This is a genomic window from Flavobacterium sp. (assembly GCF_036515215.1).
GTDB lineage: Bacteria > Bacteroidota > Bacteroidia > Flavobacteriales > Flavobacteriaceae > Flavobacterium.
In genome coordinates this window covers 1-17392 of record NZ_DATBVQ010000032.1, presented here as the reverse complement: position 1 = coordinate 17392, position 17392 = coordinate 1, and the positions used below count along the sequence as shown (strand labels likewise).

The 17392-nt window shown below is 37.4% G+C and carries 18 protein-coding genes and 1 tRNA gene; 8 read left to right on the top strand and 11 right to left on the bottom strand.

Translation table 11 applies throughout. From position 1 onward, the window contains the following. Nucleotides 1-183: 183 nt before the first annotated feature. The gene (locus tag VIH09_RS02425) at nucleotides 184-2664 is read right to left on the bottom strand and encodes a PAS domain-containing hybrid sensor histidine kinase/response regulator (protein WP_331577514.1); all 2481 of its coding nucleotides are present in this window, start codon (nucleotides 2662-2664) and stop codon (nucleotides 184-186) included. Nucleotides 2665-2841: 177 nt separating this feature from the next. Between VIH09_RS02425 and VIH09_RS02420 the strand changes: the two genes are divergently transcribed. Beyond that, nucleotides 2842-2994 carry a hypothetical protein gene (locus VIH09_RS02420; protein WP_331577512.1) on the top strand — a complete coding sequence of 51 codons (153 nt, stop codon included), beginning with the start codon at nucleotides 2842-2844 and terminating at the stop codon, nucleotides 2992-2994. A gap of 130 nt (nucleotides 2995-3124) precedes the next feature. On the opposite strand, the gene msrB is transcribed toward VIH09_RS02420, so the two are convergent. Next, nucleotides 3125-3682, bottom strand: a complete 558-nt coding sequence (gene msrB / locus VIH09_RS02415; protein WP_331577510.1) for a peptide-methionine (R)-S-oxide reductase MsrB — start codon at nucleotides 3680-3682, stop codon at nucleotides 3125-3127. Between the two features lie 145 nt (nucleotides 3683-3827). After that, nucleotides 3828-4289, bottom strand: a complete 462-nt coding sequence (locus tag VIH09_RS02410; protein WP_331577508.1) for a GNAT family N-acetyltransferase — start codon at nucleotides 4287-4289, stop codon at nucleotides 3828-3830. 169 nt (nucleotides 4290-4458) lie between these two features. On the opposite strand from VIH09_RS02410, the gene idi reads away from it, so the two are divergent. The 6 genes from idi (at nucleotide 4459) to VIH09_RS02380 (ending at nucleotide 7403) form a co-directional block, all read left to right on the top strand. Continuing rightward, nucleotides 4459-4986 (top strand): isopentenyl-diphosphate Delta-isomerase, encoded by a 528-nt coding sequence (idi, locus tag VIH09_RS02405; protein WP_331577506.1) that lies wholly within the window; start codon nucleotides 4459-4461, stop codon nucleotides 4984-4986. A 41-nt stretch (nucleotides 4987-5027) separates the two neighbouring features. Next, the gene (locus VIH09_RS02400) at nucleotides 5028-5438 is read left to right on the top strand and encodes a 6-pyruvoyl trahydropterin synthase family protein (RefSeq protein ID WP_331577504.1); all 411 of its coding nucleotides are present in this window, start codon (nucleotides 5028-5030) and stop codon (nucleotides 5436-5438) included. Beyond that, a complete protein-coding gene (locus VIH09_RS02395) occupies nucleotides 5438-5896 on the top strand; it encodes a peroxiredoxin (RefSeq protein ID WP_331577502.1) in 459 nt (152 codons plus the stop codon). Before VIH09_RS02400 ends, VIH09_RS02395 begins: the two co-directional genes overlap by 1 nt. Before the next feature lie 62 nt (nucleotides 5897-5958). Then, entirely contained in the window at nucleotides 5959-6927 is a 969-nt protein-coding gene (locus tag VIH09_RS02390; protein ID WP_331577500.1) for a type I phosphomannose isomerase catalytic subunit, read from the top strand. Nucleotides 6928-6984: 57 nt separating this feature from the next. Beyond that, complete coding sequence (locus tag VIH09_RS02385; RefSeq protein ID WP_331577498.1) at nucleotides 6985-7251, top strand: hypothetical protein; 267 nt, start codon at nucleotides 6985-6987, stop codon at nucleotides 7249-7251. A 78-nt stretch (nucleotides 7252-7329) separates the two neighbouring features. Continuing rightward, nucleotides 7330-7403: transfer RNA gene (locus VIH09_RS02380), tRNA-Thr, on the top strand. A 155-nt stretch (nucleotides 7404-7558) separates the two neighbouring features. Here VIH09_RS02380 and VIH09_RS02375 read toward each other — a convergent pair. The 7 genes from VIH09_RS02375 to VIH09_RS02345 form a co-directional block, all read right to left on the bottom strand. After that, on the bottom strand, nucleotides 7559-8269 hold the full coding sequence (locus VIH09_RS02375) for a DUF4369 domain-containing protein (RefSeq protein ID WP_331577496.1): 711 nt from the start codon (nucleotides 8267-8269) through the stop codon (nucleotides 7559-7561). A gap of 123 nt (nucleotides 8270-8392) precedes the next feature. Further along, a complete protein-coding gene (locus VIH09_RS02370) occupies nucleotides 8393-10258 on the bottom strand; it encodes a peptidase M61 (RefSeq protein ID WP_331577494.1) in 1866 nt (621 codons plus the stop codon). A 111-nt stretch (nucleotides 10259-10369) separates the two neighbouring features. Beyond that, nucleotides 10370-10648, bottom strand: coding sequence for a DUF2805 domain-containing protein (locus VIH09_RS02365; protein ID WP_091430693.1), 279 nt, complete (start codon nucleotides 10646-10648; stop codon nucleotides 10370-10372). Between the two features lie 118 nt (nucleotides 10649-10766). Continuing rightward, complete coding sequence (locus VIH09_RS02360) at nucleotides 10767-11594, bottom strand: sterol desaturase family protein (protein WP_331577490.1); 828 nt, start codon at nucleotides 11592-11594, stop codon at nucleotides 10767-10769. Between the two features lie 101 nt (nucleotides 11595-11695). Further along, complete coding sequence (locus VIH09_RS02355) at nucleotides 11696-12049, bottom strand: DoxX family protein (RefSeq protein ID WP_331577488.1); 354 nt, start codon at nucleotides 12047-12049, stop codon at nucleotides 11696-11698. Between the two features lie 74 nt (nucleotides 12050-12123). Then, nucleotides 12124-13023 carry a DMT family transporter gene (locus tag VIH09_RS02350; RefSeq protein WP_331577486.1) on the bottom strand — a complete coding sequence of 300 codons (900 nt, stop codon included), beginning with the start codon at nucleotides 13021-13023 and terminating at the stop codon, nucleotides 12124-12126. A 129-nt stretch (nucleotides 13024-13152) separates the two neighbouring features. Then, nucleotides 13153-13554 carry a DUF2721 domain-containing protein gene (locus VIH09_RS02345; protein WP_331577484.1) on the bottom strand — a complete coding sequence of 134 codons (402 nt, stop codon included), beginning with the start codon at nucleotides 13552-13554 and terminating at the stop codon, nucleotides 13153-13155. Nucleotides 13555-13839: 285 nt separating this feature from the next. Here VIH09_RS02345 and VIH09_RS02340 point away from each other — a divergent pair, with 285 nt between their 5' ends. Further along, the gene (locus VIH09_RS02340) at nucleotides 13840-15390 is read left to right on the top strand and encodes a DUF2254 family protein (RefSeq protein WP_331577482.1); all 1551 of its coding nucleotides are present in this window, start codon (nucleotides 13840-13842) and stop codon (nucleotides 15388-15390) included. A gap of 241 nt (nucleotides 15391-15631) precedes the next feature. Here VIH09_RS02340 and VIH09_RS02335 read toward each other — a convergent pair. After that, nucleotides 15632-17392 (bottom strand): M13 family metallopeptidase (locus tag VIH09_RS02335; protein WP_331577480.1); only part of this gene is annotated, 1761 nt, incomplete at its 5' end.

Genomic DNA, 17392 nt, shown 5'->3' with positions numbered 1-17392 from the left:
TGGAGTAGGAATGTCTAGATATTCAAGAACATCTGAGCTGCCAAATGCGGAAAAGGTAAGTGCTTTCATTTTTTTAATCTTATTTGTTTTCGGACTGTAAAGGACGGGAATTTAAATCCCGGATTTGGGATCTGCTTCCATAAGATTTTGATACAGCTGACGAATGCGGGCACTTTTTTGAACTCAGGTTGTTTTGTAAACGTGAGTGTTGATCATGTTAAGTAATAATTTTTCATCTATTGGTTTAGAAATATAATCATTCATGCCCACCGCTTTGCATTTTTCGACATCGGCGGTAGCGACATCGGCGGTAAGTGCAATAATTGGGATTGTAGATTTCAGTACATCACGGATATAGGAGGTGGCTTCGAATCCGTTCATTTCCGGCATTTGTAAATCCATTAATATGATATCGTAGGTGTTATTTTGGAATTTTTCGATGGCGATTTTGCCATTGTCGGCTAGATCAATCTCATATCCAAAGTCCAACAATATGATCTTTAGCAGAAGTTGATTTAGGGTCATGTCCTCGACAACCAAAACTTTTATTTTTGCTGTTAAAGAATCGTTTTTGATAATCTGAAGCATTGGGTTTACTTGTTCTTTGATTTCTTGTTCAATGCTGGTTAGTTTTTCAAAATTCATGATGAATCCAAAGGAAGAACCTTTGCCCAATTCACTTTGCACGATGATCGAGCCTCCTTGAAGTTCTACCAGTTGTTTAACGATTGCAAGTCCTAATCCTGTTCCTCCGTACGAGCTGCTTGTCCCTTTGGTGGCTTGTTCAAAATTGCTAAAAATGTGGTCCAGCCTATCTTGCTGAACACCAATTCCCGTATCGGTTATTAAAAATTCAAGGGTGACTTTATCGGTGTCTTCATTTAATAATTTAACATTTATGCTGATTTTACCGGTTGAAGTAAATTTTATTGCGTTGCTCATTAAATTTAAAATAATCTGTCGCAGACGCATCGGATCTCCAACTAAAAATTTGGGAATACAGGGGTCGCAATGATGGATTAATTCTAAATTTTTTTCCTTCATTTTTTGTTCAAAAAGGCGCAGAATTGTAGATATGGATTTTGATAATTTAAACGGCGTCTGATCAAATGTCATCTTGCCGGAGTCAACTTTGGCGATGTCCAGGATGTCATTAATCAAAATGATCAATGCATCTCCAGACTCTTTGATGGCGTTAATATATTCCGTTTGGGACTTGTCTAATTTAGTCTTAAGAACCACATTGGTAAAGCCGATAATGGCATTCATCGGAGTCCTTATCTCATGGCTCATATTCGACAAAAATTGCTGTTTTGATTTTACGGCCTCTTGCGCGATTTTTGTTTTTAGCTCTGCGTTGATTTTTGATTCAATCAGTTCGTTTTTTGCCAATACCTGAGTCGTCACATCATACGCAATAATGGTAACTCCCGAGATGGTTTCGTCAGCTTCATAATAGGGCTGGTAGACAAAATTAAAATAGGAATCCCTTGATTCTCCGTTATGTACAATTGGAGCTAAAAGCTCGTTTCCGTAAAAAGGAATACCGGTAGTGAAAACGTTATCCAGTAATAAAGGGAATTCTTTGTCAATAAGTTCAGGTAGGATGTCATTGAATTTTTGGCCTTCCACATTTTTTCCTTTTCCCCACATTTCTTTAATGCTTTCATTTGCCAGGGAAACCACCATGTCCCTGCCTTTTAATATCGCAATTGCAAATGGAGATTGCAACAATACCATATTAAATCGCTTATTGCTGTCTTCGATCTCTTTAGATGCTTTCTTTTGTATCTCGAGTAAGTTTTCAAACTCCTTCTTTTCCTTAGCCTGAAGTTTCATCGACAATCGCCTTACTTCAGAAATATCTTGTATGGCCAGTAGAATCGTTTTTTCATCATGAATTTTTTGAAAAATGTAATTCGCGCTAAGCAAAATCGTTTTTCTGCCAAAACCCGAAAAATCATGGGTTATCTCCACATTATTAAAGACTATACCTGTGGAAAGCATATCAGTTAAGAGATTCCGAAATTCCGGAAAATCCCACTGTTTGTTGTTTATTTCAAACAAAGAAACTCCTTCGGTATCTTCTTTGTCGATAGCGTATTTTTGGCAGTATGATTTACTGGCAGATTTGATTTTAAAATCTTGGTTAAGAACCAACATGGGATCCATTATGGTTCCGATGATTTCTTCGGAAAATTCGTAAGACTCAGCCAGAAGCGTAAGGCTTTTTTTAAGTTGTTTGTTTTTAGAAACCAACTTTTTTCTTTTAGTCACATCTTCAACAACCATCATTATATAGCTGACATTATCGTTAGAATCGAGAATAGGGGAATTTATGGTCTTCCAGTACCGTTCTTCGAAAGCGCCACCTTCCGATGCCGGTTTCTGAATGTCATATTTTATAAAGTCTACTTTATCGGATGTTTTTTTTAACAATACGCTATCTAAAGACCTTCTCAAATTGCTGATAGAATCCGGTGATTCTTCATTTGGGTTTTCAGGGAATACGTCAAAAATATTTTTATCTGTAATGTCTTCCCTTTCGGTCATCGTAACTTTTAGGAAATTGTCGGTTGCAGTAACTATATTGAAACTAGTATCCAATACTAACGACAGGGATGGAGATTGCTTAAATAAATCTATGTAAACATTACGATTCATATACTAAAAAAAATTAATTTGATAATGTTGTTTCATGCTTTTAAACAATATGGTTTTAATATATAAATCATCCATGAACAATTCTAAACATGGGGAAATATCATCCAAATATACACAAAAAAGCATTTGATTGTCGTTAGACAAATTTCATTCCAAAAAACACAAACATTTTTAACAATGGCCCATAATCTTTTCATTGTTTGTGGTAAGTATTTTTTTTTAAATTTAAAAAATGGAGGTAATGTGTTTGTAGACAATGTGATTGCGTTATTTTTTGAAGAGTATGACAAGAAAGTAATTGCCATAGGCGCATCGATAAAAAACGCGTAAAAAAACCGAAAATAACTTTTCGGTTTCCGGAATTATGCTTTTTTAATATCGTTTCAAGTTTCAACAGGGTTTAATTTGTGCAAATCAGATCTGTTCGCAACTTTATTCCATTGTAAAGTGATTCTGCATTTTATTTGTTGTCAGGCACAAAGTCAAGCGCGATAGAATTCATGCAGTATCTTTTGCCGGTGGGTGCCGGACCGTCATCAAACAGATGCCCAAGATGCCCACCACATCTGCCGCAAAGCGCTTCAATGCGCTCCATACCCAAAGAATTATCCTTTTTGTAAATTACGCTGTTTTTATTGTCTTGCTCGAAAAAACTGGGCCATCCGCAACTGCTCGAAAACTTGGCGCCGGAACGAAACAGTTTGTTGCCGCAAGCGGCGCAATAATAGGTTCCTTTTTCATCGGTGTTCCAATATTTTCCGGTAAACGGCCTTTCCGTATCGGCCTTTCTTGTCACCTGATAGACGTCTTCGGGCAACACTTTTTTCCATTCGGCATCAGACAGATTTAATTTTGTTGTGTCGGTATTGGAGTAATACGGATTTTCGGGTTTGATGATTTTATTTTCCATAATTGACGAGTTTTTTGAGTTGTTCTGTTTTTTTATCGCTTGGCCATAGGCTGTATGCATGAATAAAGAAAGCAATAATAACAGACTAAAAAATGATTTTGTTTTCATAGGTAAACATGGTTTGATAGTACAAATTTAAGGCGCTATTGTGAAATGTAATGTCATGCAGTTTACAATTAACAGCTAATTAAATATATTTTAACTAATCGTATTTACGAATTAAAGACATTTTTGGTTTTAATGGCAGCCGCTTTTACAATCCTAGTCTCATATTGATTAGGTGTTTTCTGAAGCCTGCTTTTTCATAGGCTTTTATCGCTGAAGGATTATCGTTGTAGACGTCCAAACGCAGTTCGTAAATGTCATGGGATCGACACCAATTCTTCAATGCTTCGATAATTTTTGAATTTACCCCTTTTCCTCTGTGTTTAGGGTCAGTGTACATAAAACCTAAATAAGCATAGTTTTTGTGATTTAAATAGGGTTTTGCCGTGGCTATTCTCGCATAACCGGAACCTACGATAACCGTGTCAATTTCGGCAACGACGACCTCAACATCATCGGTCAGGATCATTTTTTCAATATCGTAATAATGAATTTTATCCTCATTTAAAGTCGGGTCGTAAGGACGTTCCGCGGCGATAATCCCCTGTTCGAATTCGAGCAGAATCTTTAGGTCGTTCAGTTTTGCCTTTCGGATTTTTATCAAGTTCATAGTAAGCGAGAGTTTAGTTCATCAAAAGTACGAAAGAATCTTTGAATGGATTTATGCAATTCAATTCGTATTTTCATCAAATTTTTTGAGCTTCAACAAAAAGAAACAGAACGTTAAAGGAGGTTCTATTGTTTATCTTTTTTGTATTTTTGTGAGGCTAAAAATAGATATGATAGAAGAAAACGTAATATTAGTTAATAAAGACGACGAACAAATTGGATTGATGCCTAAACTGGAGGCACATGAAAAAGCAGTGTTGCATCGTGCCTTTTCTGTTTTTATTTTAAACAGTAAAAATGAAATCATGTTGCAGCAACGGGCGCATCATAAATACCATTCCCCATTGCTTTGGACCAATACTTGTTGCAGTCATCAGCGGGAAGGTGAAACCAATATTGAAGCCGGAAGTAGAAGGTTGTTTGAAGAAATGGGTTTTAAAACCGATCTCAAAGAACTTTTTCATTTTATATATAAAGCTCCTTTTGACAACGGTTTGACGGAACACGAACTCGATCATGTAATGATTGGCTATTATGACGAAAAGCCGGAAATAAATCCCGAGGAAGTGGAGGCTTGGAAATGGATGGATATTGAAGCCGTAAAAAGTGATATGCTATTGCATCCCGAAATCTATACGGTATGGTTTAAAATCATTTTTAACGAATTCTATCATTTTCTGGAAGACCACAAAGTATAAAAATGCAGATCTAAGATTTTTAATCTTAAAACGATATAAACATGAGAGTGACCATAAGCAGAAAAGCACATTTTAATGCGGCCCACCGGCTGTATCGCAAGGATTGGACTTTCGAGAAAAACGATGCGGTTTTCGGAAAATGCAACAATCCCAATTTCCATGGCCACAACTATGAGCTGATTGTGAGTGTTACCGGCGAAATTGACCAAGAAACGGGTTTTGTCATGGACGTTAAAATTTTGGCGGACATCATCAAGGAGGAAGTGGAAAATCAGTTCGATCATAAAAATCTGAATTTGGATGTCCCTGAATTTGAAAATCTGAATCCCACTGCCGAGAATATTGTGGTGGTGATTTGGAACAAAATAAGAAATAGAATTAAAACCGAATTTGATCTGGAAGTGGTTCTTTACGAAACCCCTCGCAATTTTGTAACTTATAAGGGAGAATAATGGAATTGAAAGTGGGGGACAGGATCCCGAATTTTGTAGCAAAGGATATGGACGGAAATGATTTTGACAGCCAAAATTATGTCGGGAAGAAACCGCTGGTAATTTATTTTTATCCCAAAGACAACACGCCCGGATGTACTGCGCAAGCCTGCAGTTTTCGAGACCAATACGAGGATTTCAAAGATTTGGGTGCCGAAGTTATCGGCATAAGCAGTGACAGTATCGAATCACATCACAAGTTTGCCAAACAGCACAAACTGCCTTTTATACTCTTATCTGACAATGACAAGAAAATCAGGAAATTATTTGGGGTTCCCTCAAATATGTTTGGGTTGCTGCCTGGAAGGGTAACTTATGTAACGGATCGAAATGGTGAGGTAAAAATGATATTTGACAGTATGATGGCCACCAAACATATTCCTAAAGCATTAGAAGCCATTAAGCATTTAGTAAAGTAATAATATAGTATCTGATACAATTCGCGAGACGGCGAAAATGTTTTTATTAAAAATAAATATAAATGACCACAAAAATATACCCTATACAGTTTGAGCCGATATTAAAAGAAAGAATTTGGGGAGGTGAAAAGCTAAAAACAGTCCTTAATAAACCAATCACATCAAAGATAACCGGCGAGAGTTGGGAGCTGTCAACCGTTGAGGGTGATGTTAGCATCGTCGCAAATGGGGAATTAAAAGGAAAATCATTGACAGAAATCATTGATATGATGCCGAACGAGATCTTGGGGACAGCAGTTCATAAGAGGTTCGGGAAGCAGTTTCCTTTGCTTTTTAAGTATTTGGATGCGCGCGAAGATTTATCTATTCAAGTGCATCCTAATGATGAATTGGCCAAAAAGCGCCACAACTCTTTCGGGAAGACAGAAATGTGGTACATTATGCAGGCAGATGAGGACGCAAGAATCATTGTAGGCTTCAAAGAAAAATCAAATGCGAACGAATTTTCGGAAAGCCTTAAAAATAAAACCTTGTTAAATCTTCTGGATGATGTCAATGTAAAAGAAGGGGACATGTTTTTCCTAGAAACGGGCATTGTTCACGCCATTGGTGCGGGACTTGTTGTTGCCGAGATACAGCAGACGAGTGATATTACCTATCGCCTATATGATTTCGATAGGGTGGATGCGCAGGGGAATACCAGGGAGTTGCACATAGATTTGGCTCTGGATGCCATCAATTACAATAAAGTAGATACTTATCGTCCCTACAGCAAGAATTTGAATCAGTCGAATGCGATAGTGGACTGTCCTTACTTTACCACCAATTTTATTCCGTTAGACGGAAAAGAGACGGTTGCAAAGACAGCAGACAGCTTTACTGTCTATATGTGTGTTGACGGGGAATTTGTGTTGGAATATAATGATGTCATTTCCAAATATAAAAAAGGAGATACCGTATTGTTCCCCGCAGCGATGACCGATTTCGTTCTTAGTGGAAAAGCTTCTATCTTAGAAATTTACATTTCATAGCAAGTAATAGAAAGATTATGTGTACTTTTGCAGACGCAAATTAAAATTAAAAATAAAATGGCAAATATTAAGAATTTAAAAAAAGACATCAACTACGTTTTAGGAGATATTATTGAAGCAGTTTACTTGTTTGAAATTTCAACTACAGGAAAACCAACAACTGAAACTAACAATTTAATTGATGAAGCTATTGCTGCATTTGACGATTTGATCACAAAAGTGAACGCTAAGAACGTTGAAAACAAAAAAGCACATTTCAAACAAATCAACGTTGAATTGGAACAAACTGCAAATCAATTGATTGCTAAAATCAACGAATTGTAGTCAAAAAAAACAATAAAAAAGTGCAAATTTGTTTTGGAAATTTAAAATTCAGACTTATATTTGCACCCGTAATGAGACGCCAGCGTAGCTCAGTTGGCTAGAGCAGCTGATTTGTAATCAGCAGGTCGTGGGTTCGAGTCCCTCCGCCGGCTCATCGGTAAAACCATCTAACTTTTGTTAGGTGGTTTTTTTATTTTAAACAAGTTCATAAATGGGTTTTTATAGCATGCACCAAAAAAAAACGTCCCGTGAAAATCGGGACGTTTTTGTGTTTTCACAAATAATCGAAATGGGGTTTCCAGTCGATTTATTTTTGGTTTTTGATCGAAGCTACGTATTCGGTCAATTTTTTCCCGTAAAGCGATTGTGCCACTTGCGGACTCATTGATTTTTGTATAGTGTCCAGATATTTAACATTGATGTCGTAGATCTCGGATAAAGCAATGTAAGGAGCTACCTCATGGTCCCTGTTGTTTATGGCAAAATTAGTCGCATACAAATACTTTCTCTTTATGTTGGAGTCCTGTTTTGCGCTCAAGCTATCGATCGCTTTTGCGTTGTTGCTTTTGATTGCATTGAACTTTTGTTCAATCAAAGTTAGTTTTTCGTCCGTAAAACGAGAATTGATCTTTTTATACTCCTCAAATAAATCTTGATTTTTTGAACCGGTAATTTTCGCGGCAGATATGTAAGACTCTAAGTTGGTATCTATGTTTATAGTTCCAGGCTCAGCAAAAAACAGTATGTTATTGTCTAATGAGTTGCTGGTTCCTCGGTCCAGATACAAATATAACATCTCAGGAGATTTTAAGTCGATATCGCTTTCAAATGCAGAACTACCATCAATCGTAATTGTGTCTATGGCCACAAGTGCCGTGTCAACAATTCTTTGGATGTACAATGTTCCTTTCTTCAGTCCCTTGATGTTTCCAGTAATGTGCAAGTTTGTTTTTGATTCGTTTTTGTTACAGGATGCCAAAAGCACAAGTGAAACGAATGCAAGAATTATTTTTTTCATTGGTTATATATTTTGCTGCAAAATAAAGAAAATAGTTGGAAAGATGAGAGACTAACTTACCGAAATTTCATAAAAAAATCCCAATATATTTCTACATTGGGATTTCTCAAATTTGGTTTTCAATTAGGCTTTCAGCCAGGCCTCTTTTAGTTGTGTTTTTGAAGCATCGGTCGCTTTGAGCGTTTGCTTTTCTTCATAAGGAAGTTTCACCGTTCCTTTAATGGTCTGGATTGCATCGTCGCGCTTTATTTTTACGGTGATTGCATCGTTTTCTTTCCAGTTCTGACTTGCGCCAATCATGTCATAAATGTTTTCCAGGGTATAAGGTTTGTCATTTATGGCCATTATTACATCGCCGCCTTTCAGGCCCAAGGAGGTATAAAAAACGTTTAATTCAATGTTTGGCAAAACAACAATTTCTTTGGTTTGTGGATTCACCGTGATGTAAGGTTTTTGGCCTTTTAGGAAAACATTGGCTGGAATTTTAGTTGTAGATTTTGACAATCCCACTTTTGCGAAATAGGTGTCATAAGGAATCGGGCTTGGACCCGCAACGTAAGTTTTTAGGAATTCGCCCACTTCAGGATAAGTTAAAGCAGTTATTTTTGCGAAAAGCTCATCGTCGTTAAAAGGTTTTGAAACACCATATTCGTTGGAGAGCTTTTGCATCAAATCAAGTATTCCTCTTTCTCCATTGCTTTTCTCTCTGATGATGATGTCTAAACACATTCCAATTAACGAGCCTTTTTGGTACACATTTACATATTGTCCTTTGTATGGTTCTGTCAATACGTTGGCGCTCATTGTCGTGAATGGAATGGTGTCGTTCATCGCGTTTGCTCTTTCAATCTGGTCTGAAAGACGGTTGTAGAAATCTTCCTCCGTAATCAGCCCTTGGTTGATTTGAAATAAATTGGCGAAATATTCCGTAACTCCTTCATACATCCATAAATGTTTTGACATTTTTGGATTATTGTAATCGAAGTATTGAATCTCTTTAGAGTGAATGCTCAATGGGGTTACGATATGGAAAAATTCATGGGAAACGACATCTTTCATTGATTTCACCAATTCTTCTTTCGGCATCACTTCAGGCATCACAACCGTAGTGGAGGTCGGGTGTTCCAAAGCGCCAAAACCTTTCGCGTCGCCTTCTTTCATGGTAGACAGATACAGTAAAACGCTGTATTTTTTGGTTGAATTTATTTTTCCCAAGAAATTCTTTTGTGCGGTCATCATCGTTTTCATCTCCGGCGTAATGCTTTCGGCGGTAACTTTTCCGGAAGGAGAATAGACGGCGATGTTAATGTCCATTCCGTCAACCGTAAACGAAGTATAGTCCGGTTTTGAGTACATGATGGGGTTTTCAACTAATTCCGCATAACGCGAGGTGATGAAAACGTCGTTTGTGTCGCTAGAGTCTATATCGGTCATTGATGTGGCTCCCCACATTACCGCCGGATGCGAGACAGCCACTTTGTATGGAGTGGACATGAAATTAGTGAAGTAGCCCACGAAACAATGCGTATTTAGCATCACATTTTTACCGGCGTCTATGTTTGAACCTGCTGGCGAAAAAACGTCGTCTTGCCCAAAACCGGTGCCTTTTTCAACGTCAAAGGAATCATTTACCAAATATGTGATTTTGTCCAACGTCTTAGCTTTTGAAATAGACCAAGAATTACTGTCTATTTTCTTTACCACTAATAGATTTCCTTTAGCGTCATATGCCTTCATATCATCTATAAATCTTCCGTAATTGTCCTCAGAATAGGTTCCTGGAACCGTTTTTGGAATATGATAGGTGATTTCACTGGTGGTAATGGATGGGGCTTTTACCGTCACCATCACCTTATCCTCTTGAATGTCATTCAGGTTTATCGCAACCTGAACCTGTTCTTTATTCGAAGAGGCTGAAGTTACCGAACTGGCAGTTTTACAGCTCCATAAAATAGATGCAAACGCAACCGTGTAAATTATTTTTTTCATTTTTTCGTTAGTTTGATTTTGTTGTTAGACTTTCAAAAAATAGAATTGTTACATTTTATTCCGGTATTTTATAAAAAAAAAACACCCTTATTAAGAGTGTTTTTCAATCGGCTAATCCAATTTGTTTTTTATGTAGTACTTACCGTCCAAATCTTCATCAAAATCATCAATTTTAATTGGTTTTGGTTTTGGCTTGTTTGCTGCAGCTTTCTTTTTCCACATTTCAAATTTTTCTGCGGGCATTTTCTTTTTCATTATTTCCAGAATCTCTTTTTCGGCTAGACCAAATTCTTTTTTGATAATTTCAAAAGGATTCTTTTCCTCAAGGGCCATTGTAACAAGTTTTTCTGTTTGTTCCCAGGTCAATTCTTTGCGGTTACTCTTTTTCATCAGGTGAAAATTAATTCAATTTGTTTTTAATGATTAATATAATTGATTCTAAATCAGACACCAATATTAATAAAAATATATTTACTTCTCACCAAAATATGATTTTTTTTTATACCAATTATAACTTTTCGGATGGGCGAGGTTTTTGAAATGGTATTTTCAGTAGATTCTGCAATTGATTGTGTTCTTCCGTCTTCATATGGGTATCCACCCCGTAAACGATGTCCTCTTTTGAAAGCGTTTTAAAGGTCCCGAAAAGGCGATCCCAGACCGAAAAAATGTTGCCGTAATTGCTGTCGGTGTACGGCAATTTGTAATGGTGATGCACCTTATGCATGTCAGGAGAGACGATGAGATAACTCAAAACAGTATCCCATTTTTTTGGTATTGCTATATTGGCGTGGTTGAATTGCGTAGCGATAACGGACAGGGTTTGGTACAGGAAAACCAGCCACATGGGACTTCCAACGATTAGTACTCCCAATGTGGTGAAGGCAAATCGGATGACGCTTTCGCCGGGATGGTGCCTGTTGGCCGATGTGGTGTCGATCCAAGTGTCCGTATGGTGGATTAGATGAAAGCGCCACAAGAATTTAATTCTGTGTTCTACCCAGTGAACGAGATAGGCTCCTATTAGATCCAATAGCAGCAAACCAACTAAGGCGTATAACCATAATGACATTTGCGGCAGCCATTGCAGAATTCCAAACTGATTTGCAAAAGCCCAATCAGCCGATTGCAACAGTATAAATGCCAATGAAAAATTGACGGCAATTGTAGTTAAGGTCAGGAAAATATTGATGCTGGCGTGCTGCCATTTCTTGTAGTCAAAGTTAAAAAGAGGAAAAGCGTTCTCGATGAGCCAAAAAATAGTGATGCCGCTTACCAGAATTAAACTTCGATGTGCGGAGGGAATCGTTGAAAAGTAGGCAATAATTTCGTTCATGATGATGCGCTTGTTTGTTTCAAAAATAGCATTTTTTACATTAACTTCATTGAAATAAAAAAATACCTACTATGAGCGAAATAGAACAGTGATTTTATCCTTTAGGTATAGATATAAGCCCAGTAAATCAGAACCAATTGCAACGGCATACGTAAAAGCAAAACGTATTTTGGCAATCTCATTGCTGCTTTTTCATTTTGGTACATATAGACATGAGTGGGGAAAACGGCAACTAACAACGCTATGACTCCCCAAGCGGCATAGTTAGAAAGCATTGGGATCATCAGCGTTATTCCCAATGTCACTTCAGCGAAACCACTTATTTGGTTTAATAATTTTGGGTTAGGGAAATAAGGAGGTATTATTTTTTGGTAAAGTTTAGGACTCCTAAAATGATTGAGTCCCGCAACGGTATAAATCATAGCCATTAAGTAAAGATGCCAAGGTAAATCCATAATGATGCGAATTAAAATTATTGCAGTTGCGAATTTAGGAATATTAAGCGAATATTTTTTTAATAAAAGAAAGCTTATTTAATTCGTTTTCCAAAATTCACGTTCATAATCACTATGGCCAAAATAATTAAGACAATACCGAGCCATTGCGTTGCATTGACCTGTTCATTCAAAAGAAAAAATGCCATCATCACCGAAACGGGAAGTTCAAGCGCAGAAACGATGCTTCCCAGGCCGATTCCCGTAAGCGGAAAGCCTGCATTCATCAGCATAGGGGGGATTATAGTGCCGAAAAGGGCCAAAATGATTCCCCATTTCAGGAATATTTCAAAGTTGAAAGGAGCGGTTTGCGTCGCTATCGAGAATCCAAATACTATGACCGCTCCACCCAGCAACATGTATAGACTGCGTTGGGCTGAAGAAATGTCTGTTGCCACTCGATTGGCGGTAAACATCGTCGTGGTGAATGAGGCGGCCGCCAAAATCCCCCACATGATTCCGTGCCAATCCAAAGAGACTTCATTTTTGATTAAGTTGGTCGCCAAGACGGTTCCGATCAGTACGACAACTACCGATATGATTTTCTGGGTCGAAGGGATTTTTTTTTCTAGAATCATTTCAAGCAAAACTCCCATCCAAACGGTTTGCATCAATAAGACAATACCAATGGAAACCGGAATGTATTTTACGGCCAAATAATAAAACACACTGGTCATTCCAAGGGAAGTTCCTGCCAGCATCAAGTGGAATATGTTTCGCTTTGAGGCCTTGAGCGTCTTGTCTTTGTTTTTTGTTTTTTGAAACAGATTGATAATCAGAATCCCTAAAATACCCAATATAAATTGGGATGAAGTGACCTCGGCGGTAGTGTATCCTTCGTCATAGGCCATTTTCACGAAAGTGGCCAACATGCCATAACTGGTCGCACCAAATGCAACTAAAAAAACTCCCTTTAAGACCTTATTTTCAATCATTATTTTAAATTTAAAAGCCGACAAAGATAGTTTTTTAGTTGGGAAAGCCCCGTTTTTTGTCGTTTTTCGGATTTTAAATTTGTAAGAAGGACCTTCAAAAAATTAGCAGACTAATGAATCGTTTTTCTTCTATTTCTTTCCGGCATCCATCAGGTCGCTCAAATGCAGGCGCAATGCATTTACCGAGATGCTGATTTCCCAAAAGGACAAGCCCAATGAGATGAGTAAACTCAATAAACTCAAGCCGAAAAGATAGATGCTGATTAATTGATGGTCGAGAAACAACAGCAACATGGCGAAAACGGAAAGGAACAGACAGCACACGCCAAAAAGCTGCATGTAACGGATCAGCGTTAATCGCAGGTTGAGGTTCTTGATCTCCAGCAGGATGGTTTTGTTTTCTTTTTCCTCGTAGGTCTTTTTTAATCCTCTGACGATCGTGGCGATGGTCAAAAAACGATTGGTGTAGGCCAAGAGGATCAACGAGGTGGCCGAAAATAGCAGAGCCGGAGTTTCTATGTGTAAGGTCATTTGCTGAGGTTTAAAATTGGTTTAAAAAATAATAATAGTCAAGGTTTAATTATATCCAAGGATAATTATTAAAATAGGAGTGTTACTTAATTAAAGCAAAAGTAAATAACATCCTATTAATACCATGTTCCTAATCCTAGAAATTTTAAAAGGAGATTCAGTTACTATAAATCGTGTTCCATTTTTTTAAATTTCTGTTATAGTGCGAATGAAATAATCATTAAAAATCAAGACTAATGTAATAGAGGTATTTATGTTTAAATTTACATATTGAAATTTTAAATCATGAAACTAAAATTCAGACATCGTACCAAGAATATGTTTGAGCATCAGATAAAACATATAGGAACATTTACCAGTGGTATTTATGCATTTATTATTGGTCTCGCTTTAATGACAATTGATTATTTTGTTGATTTTGGAGTAAAATTCGATATTAATGAAGTTGAAATTTACAATAGGCTAATTCCTGTTTCAACTACTTTAATCTCTATTCTGATTGGTATTTCCTTAACCACTTTCTCTGTTATATTTGTTGTGATGCAGCTGGCATCTTCTCAGTTTTCTCCGCGAATTTTGAGACATTTTTTATCAAATGATATTAAAATGCAACATTTTATCGGATTGTTCGTCGGTACAATTTCGTTGTGTATCTTGCCTCAGTTAGCTTCCGTTTTTTACCAAACCTCGTTTCTTTTGACACTTACGACGGGCTCTATCTTCGCTTTTTATTGTTTGATTTGGGCTTATCCCAATATGATTACTTATTTAAGTATCAATATGAATGTCTCCACTATAACGAACCGGATTAAGTCGGAAATGATTCAAGAAATCAATGAGTTATATCAGGAAAATTGGAGTTTCGGAAAAAATTTACTTTATAAAAGATCAAAAATAAACGCTGACAGATTTCAGATAAAAATTGTGAGCCCATTTGAAACCGGTTATTTAGATAGCGTTAATTACAATAAACTGGAACAGTTAACAGAGTCTATTCTTAGTTCGGATGTTGGAGCAGTTTTTGAAAACGCGTATCAAAAACCTATTATAGGGGAGTTTATTATGAAAGAGACAACCGTGCTTTTGGTACTAGTTTTTAGTGTCGAAATCAACCGGGACCAGATAAGCAGTTTGAAAAAGGAAATCGGAGCGATTGTCAAAAACACTTTTAAAGTTAAGCTGTTCAGAAGCCATACCCAGGACATCAATTTCGGGGTGAGAAAACTGGTGGACATTGGCATAAAAGCCATCTCTCCTGCGGTTAATGATCCCACGACTTGTTTAAATTGCATAGACCAGATAGGGGAAATAGCAAAAGAATTGGCCTTGAGAGAATTTCCTTCAACGGCTTCAAGAACTTTGGAATCCAAAAAAATTCAAGTGAATGAATTTAATTTTGAAGAATTTATCGATTTTTGTTTCGATCAGATTTTTCAATGGGGAAAAGAGGACCCTACCGTGGTGAAAAGAATCATAAGAGCAATCAGGATTATTTTGCCTCTAGTTGAAAACCCGTTTAACTTGAAAATTTTAATTCAACAGGTTGAAGAGATGGATTTGCTTGAAATTTATAACTTGGCACAATACAAAAAAGGCAAACTAAAAATTTCTAAAGAAAAACTGATTACTCTCGAAATGGAATTGTACGGCTTTAGACAAAAAGCAAAATTGCAAATTAAAAAGCTGGCGCTAAAAGGAACATTGGATCATTACGAAACGAATCATTATTCCGATAATTTAGAAATTACAAGTGCTGAAATTGAAGCAATCAAATACCTCAAAGCTTACAACATATTTGATGAATTTATAAATGGGAATGGAAATGAATTAACATAAAAAAAATGCAATTTTATGTTTGCAGGTCATTTTTTAATTTTCGACAAGATTCTCAATCAAGTTCGGAATAAGCGACTCACACAATTTTACTGCATGAAAGCGGTTCTATGCCAATTTGATTACCGAATACGCGATCACAAACTGTAATTTCGTTGGGTTCGAAAACGATAGCTATGTTTTGGCATACTTTTTTTTAGCAAGGACAAGTTGTTATTTTTAACTCCTTTATGCTGACGTTATACTACCAAATTGTTAATCTGTCCTTTTTAGACAAAAACATTTTATCGCCTGGTTTTACGCCAAATGCTTCGTAAAAAGGGGTAGTATTCATTAATGGCCCATTGACACGCCAAGCCGGTGGGGAATGTGGGTTGTTGTTAATCCACAAACGCAGGAACTCATCTTTCATTTTCACTCTCCATATTTTAGCGACAGAGATAAAGAAGCGTTGGTCTGGAGTAAAACCGCCGATTTTTGTGGAATCCTGTCCTTCCTTGGTCATTTTAAAGGCATCATAAGCAACAGCTATTCCGGCAATATCTGCCGTGTTTTCGCCAACGGTCATGGCGCCATTAACATGTAAACTGTCCAAAACGGTATATGTGCCGTACATATCGATGACTTGTTGTATCCTTGATTTAAACTTTTTATAATCCTCTTTTGTCCACCAGTTTTTTAAGTTACCGTCCTTATCATATTGTGCGCCTTGGTCATCAAAAGTATGGGTTATTTCGTGGCCTATGACCATTCCAATGCCTCCATAGTTAAGTGCGTCATCCGCGGCATTATCAAAATAGGGGGCTTGTAAAATACCTGCCGGAAAGACAATCTCATTTGCGGTAGGATTATTATATGCCGTAACTGTTGAAGGTGTTGTAAACCATTCTGATTTATCGACAGGCTTGCCCAATTTAGCTAATTGACGTTGATAGGCAGCTGCTGAGGCCGACATGACGTTCTCAAAATAGCTGCCTCTAGCTATCTGCACATTGCTGTAATCTTTCCATTTGTCGGGATATCCTATTTTCTTCGTGATGGCAAACAGTTTTTCCTTCGCTTTTTGTTTTGTGCCTTGACTCATCCATTCCAACTTATCAATCCTTACAGCATAAGCCTTTTGCAGATTATTCACTAGGACCAACATACGTTTCTTGGCATCCTCCGAAAAATATTTCTTCACATACAATTGCCCCAGGGCTTCGCCCAAGTAACTGTCAACCGCACTAGCCATTTTTTCTCCACGCGATTTTTGGACAGCTTGACCGGAAAGCACCTTGGTGTACTCAAATGCGGCATCTACAAAAGTTTTACTTAAGTCATCTGCATATCTGCTTATGGAATTTGCTTTTAAGTACACTTTCCAGTCATTGATGGGAATGGTCTTTAAAAGCTTGTTAAGGGCGTCATAATAGGCTGGTTGGCCTACATCGATAGAATCAGTTTGTGCGCCTAAATTATTTAACAAATCGGCCCAGCCTATGTTTGGATGTCTTTTTACAAGATCTCGCACAGCCATCTTATTATAATTGGCTTGCACATCCCGAAGTTCAACTTTTGTTCTATGCGAAACGGCGAGTTGTTTGTCAATATCGTATACCAGATTGGCGTTCTTTTTGGCGTCTTTGGCGTTGCTGCCCGTATTTTGAAATAATGCGGCAAGATATTTTTTGTACGACTGCTGTATGGCAACAGTCGATGAATCTGATTTGAAATAATAGTCCCTGTCCGGCAAACCAATGCCCGATTGGTAAGCATGGGCAATGTTCATACTGCTGTTTTTATCGTCGGGTGAGACTCCAAAAGCTAAAACTGAAGTATTGTATACTTTTGCTTCGTTAGCCACAAAATTCATTAGAGACGGTATATCGCTTATAGATTCAATTTTGGCAAGCAGTGGTTTAAGGGGTTTGTAACCGCGTTTTTCGATTGTTATACTATCCATGCCCGACGCATAAAAATCACCCACCTTTTGTGCTGCGCTTCCCGCAGGATTCTTGCTTTG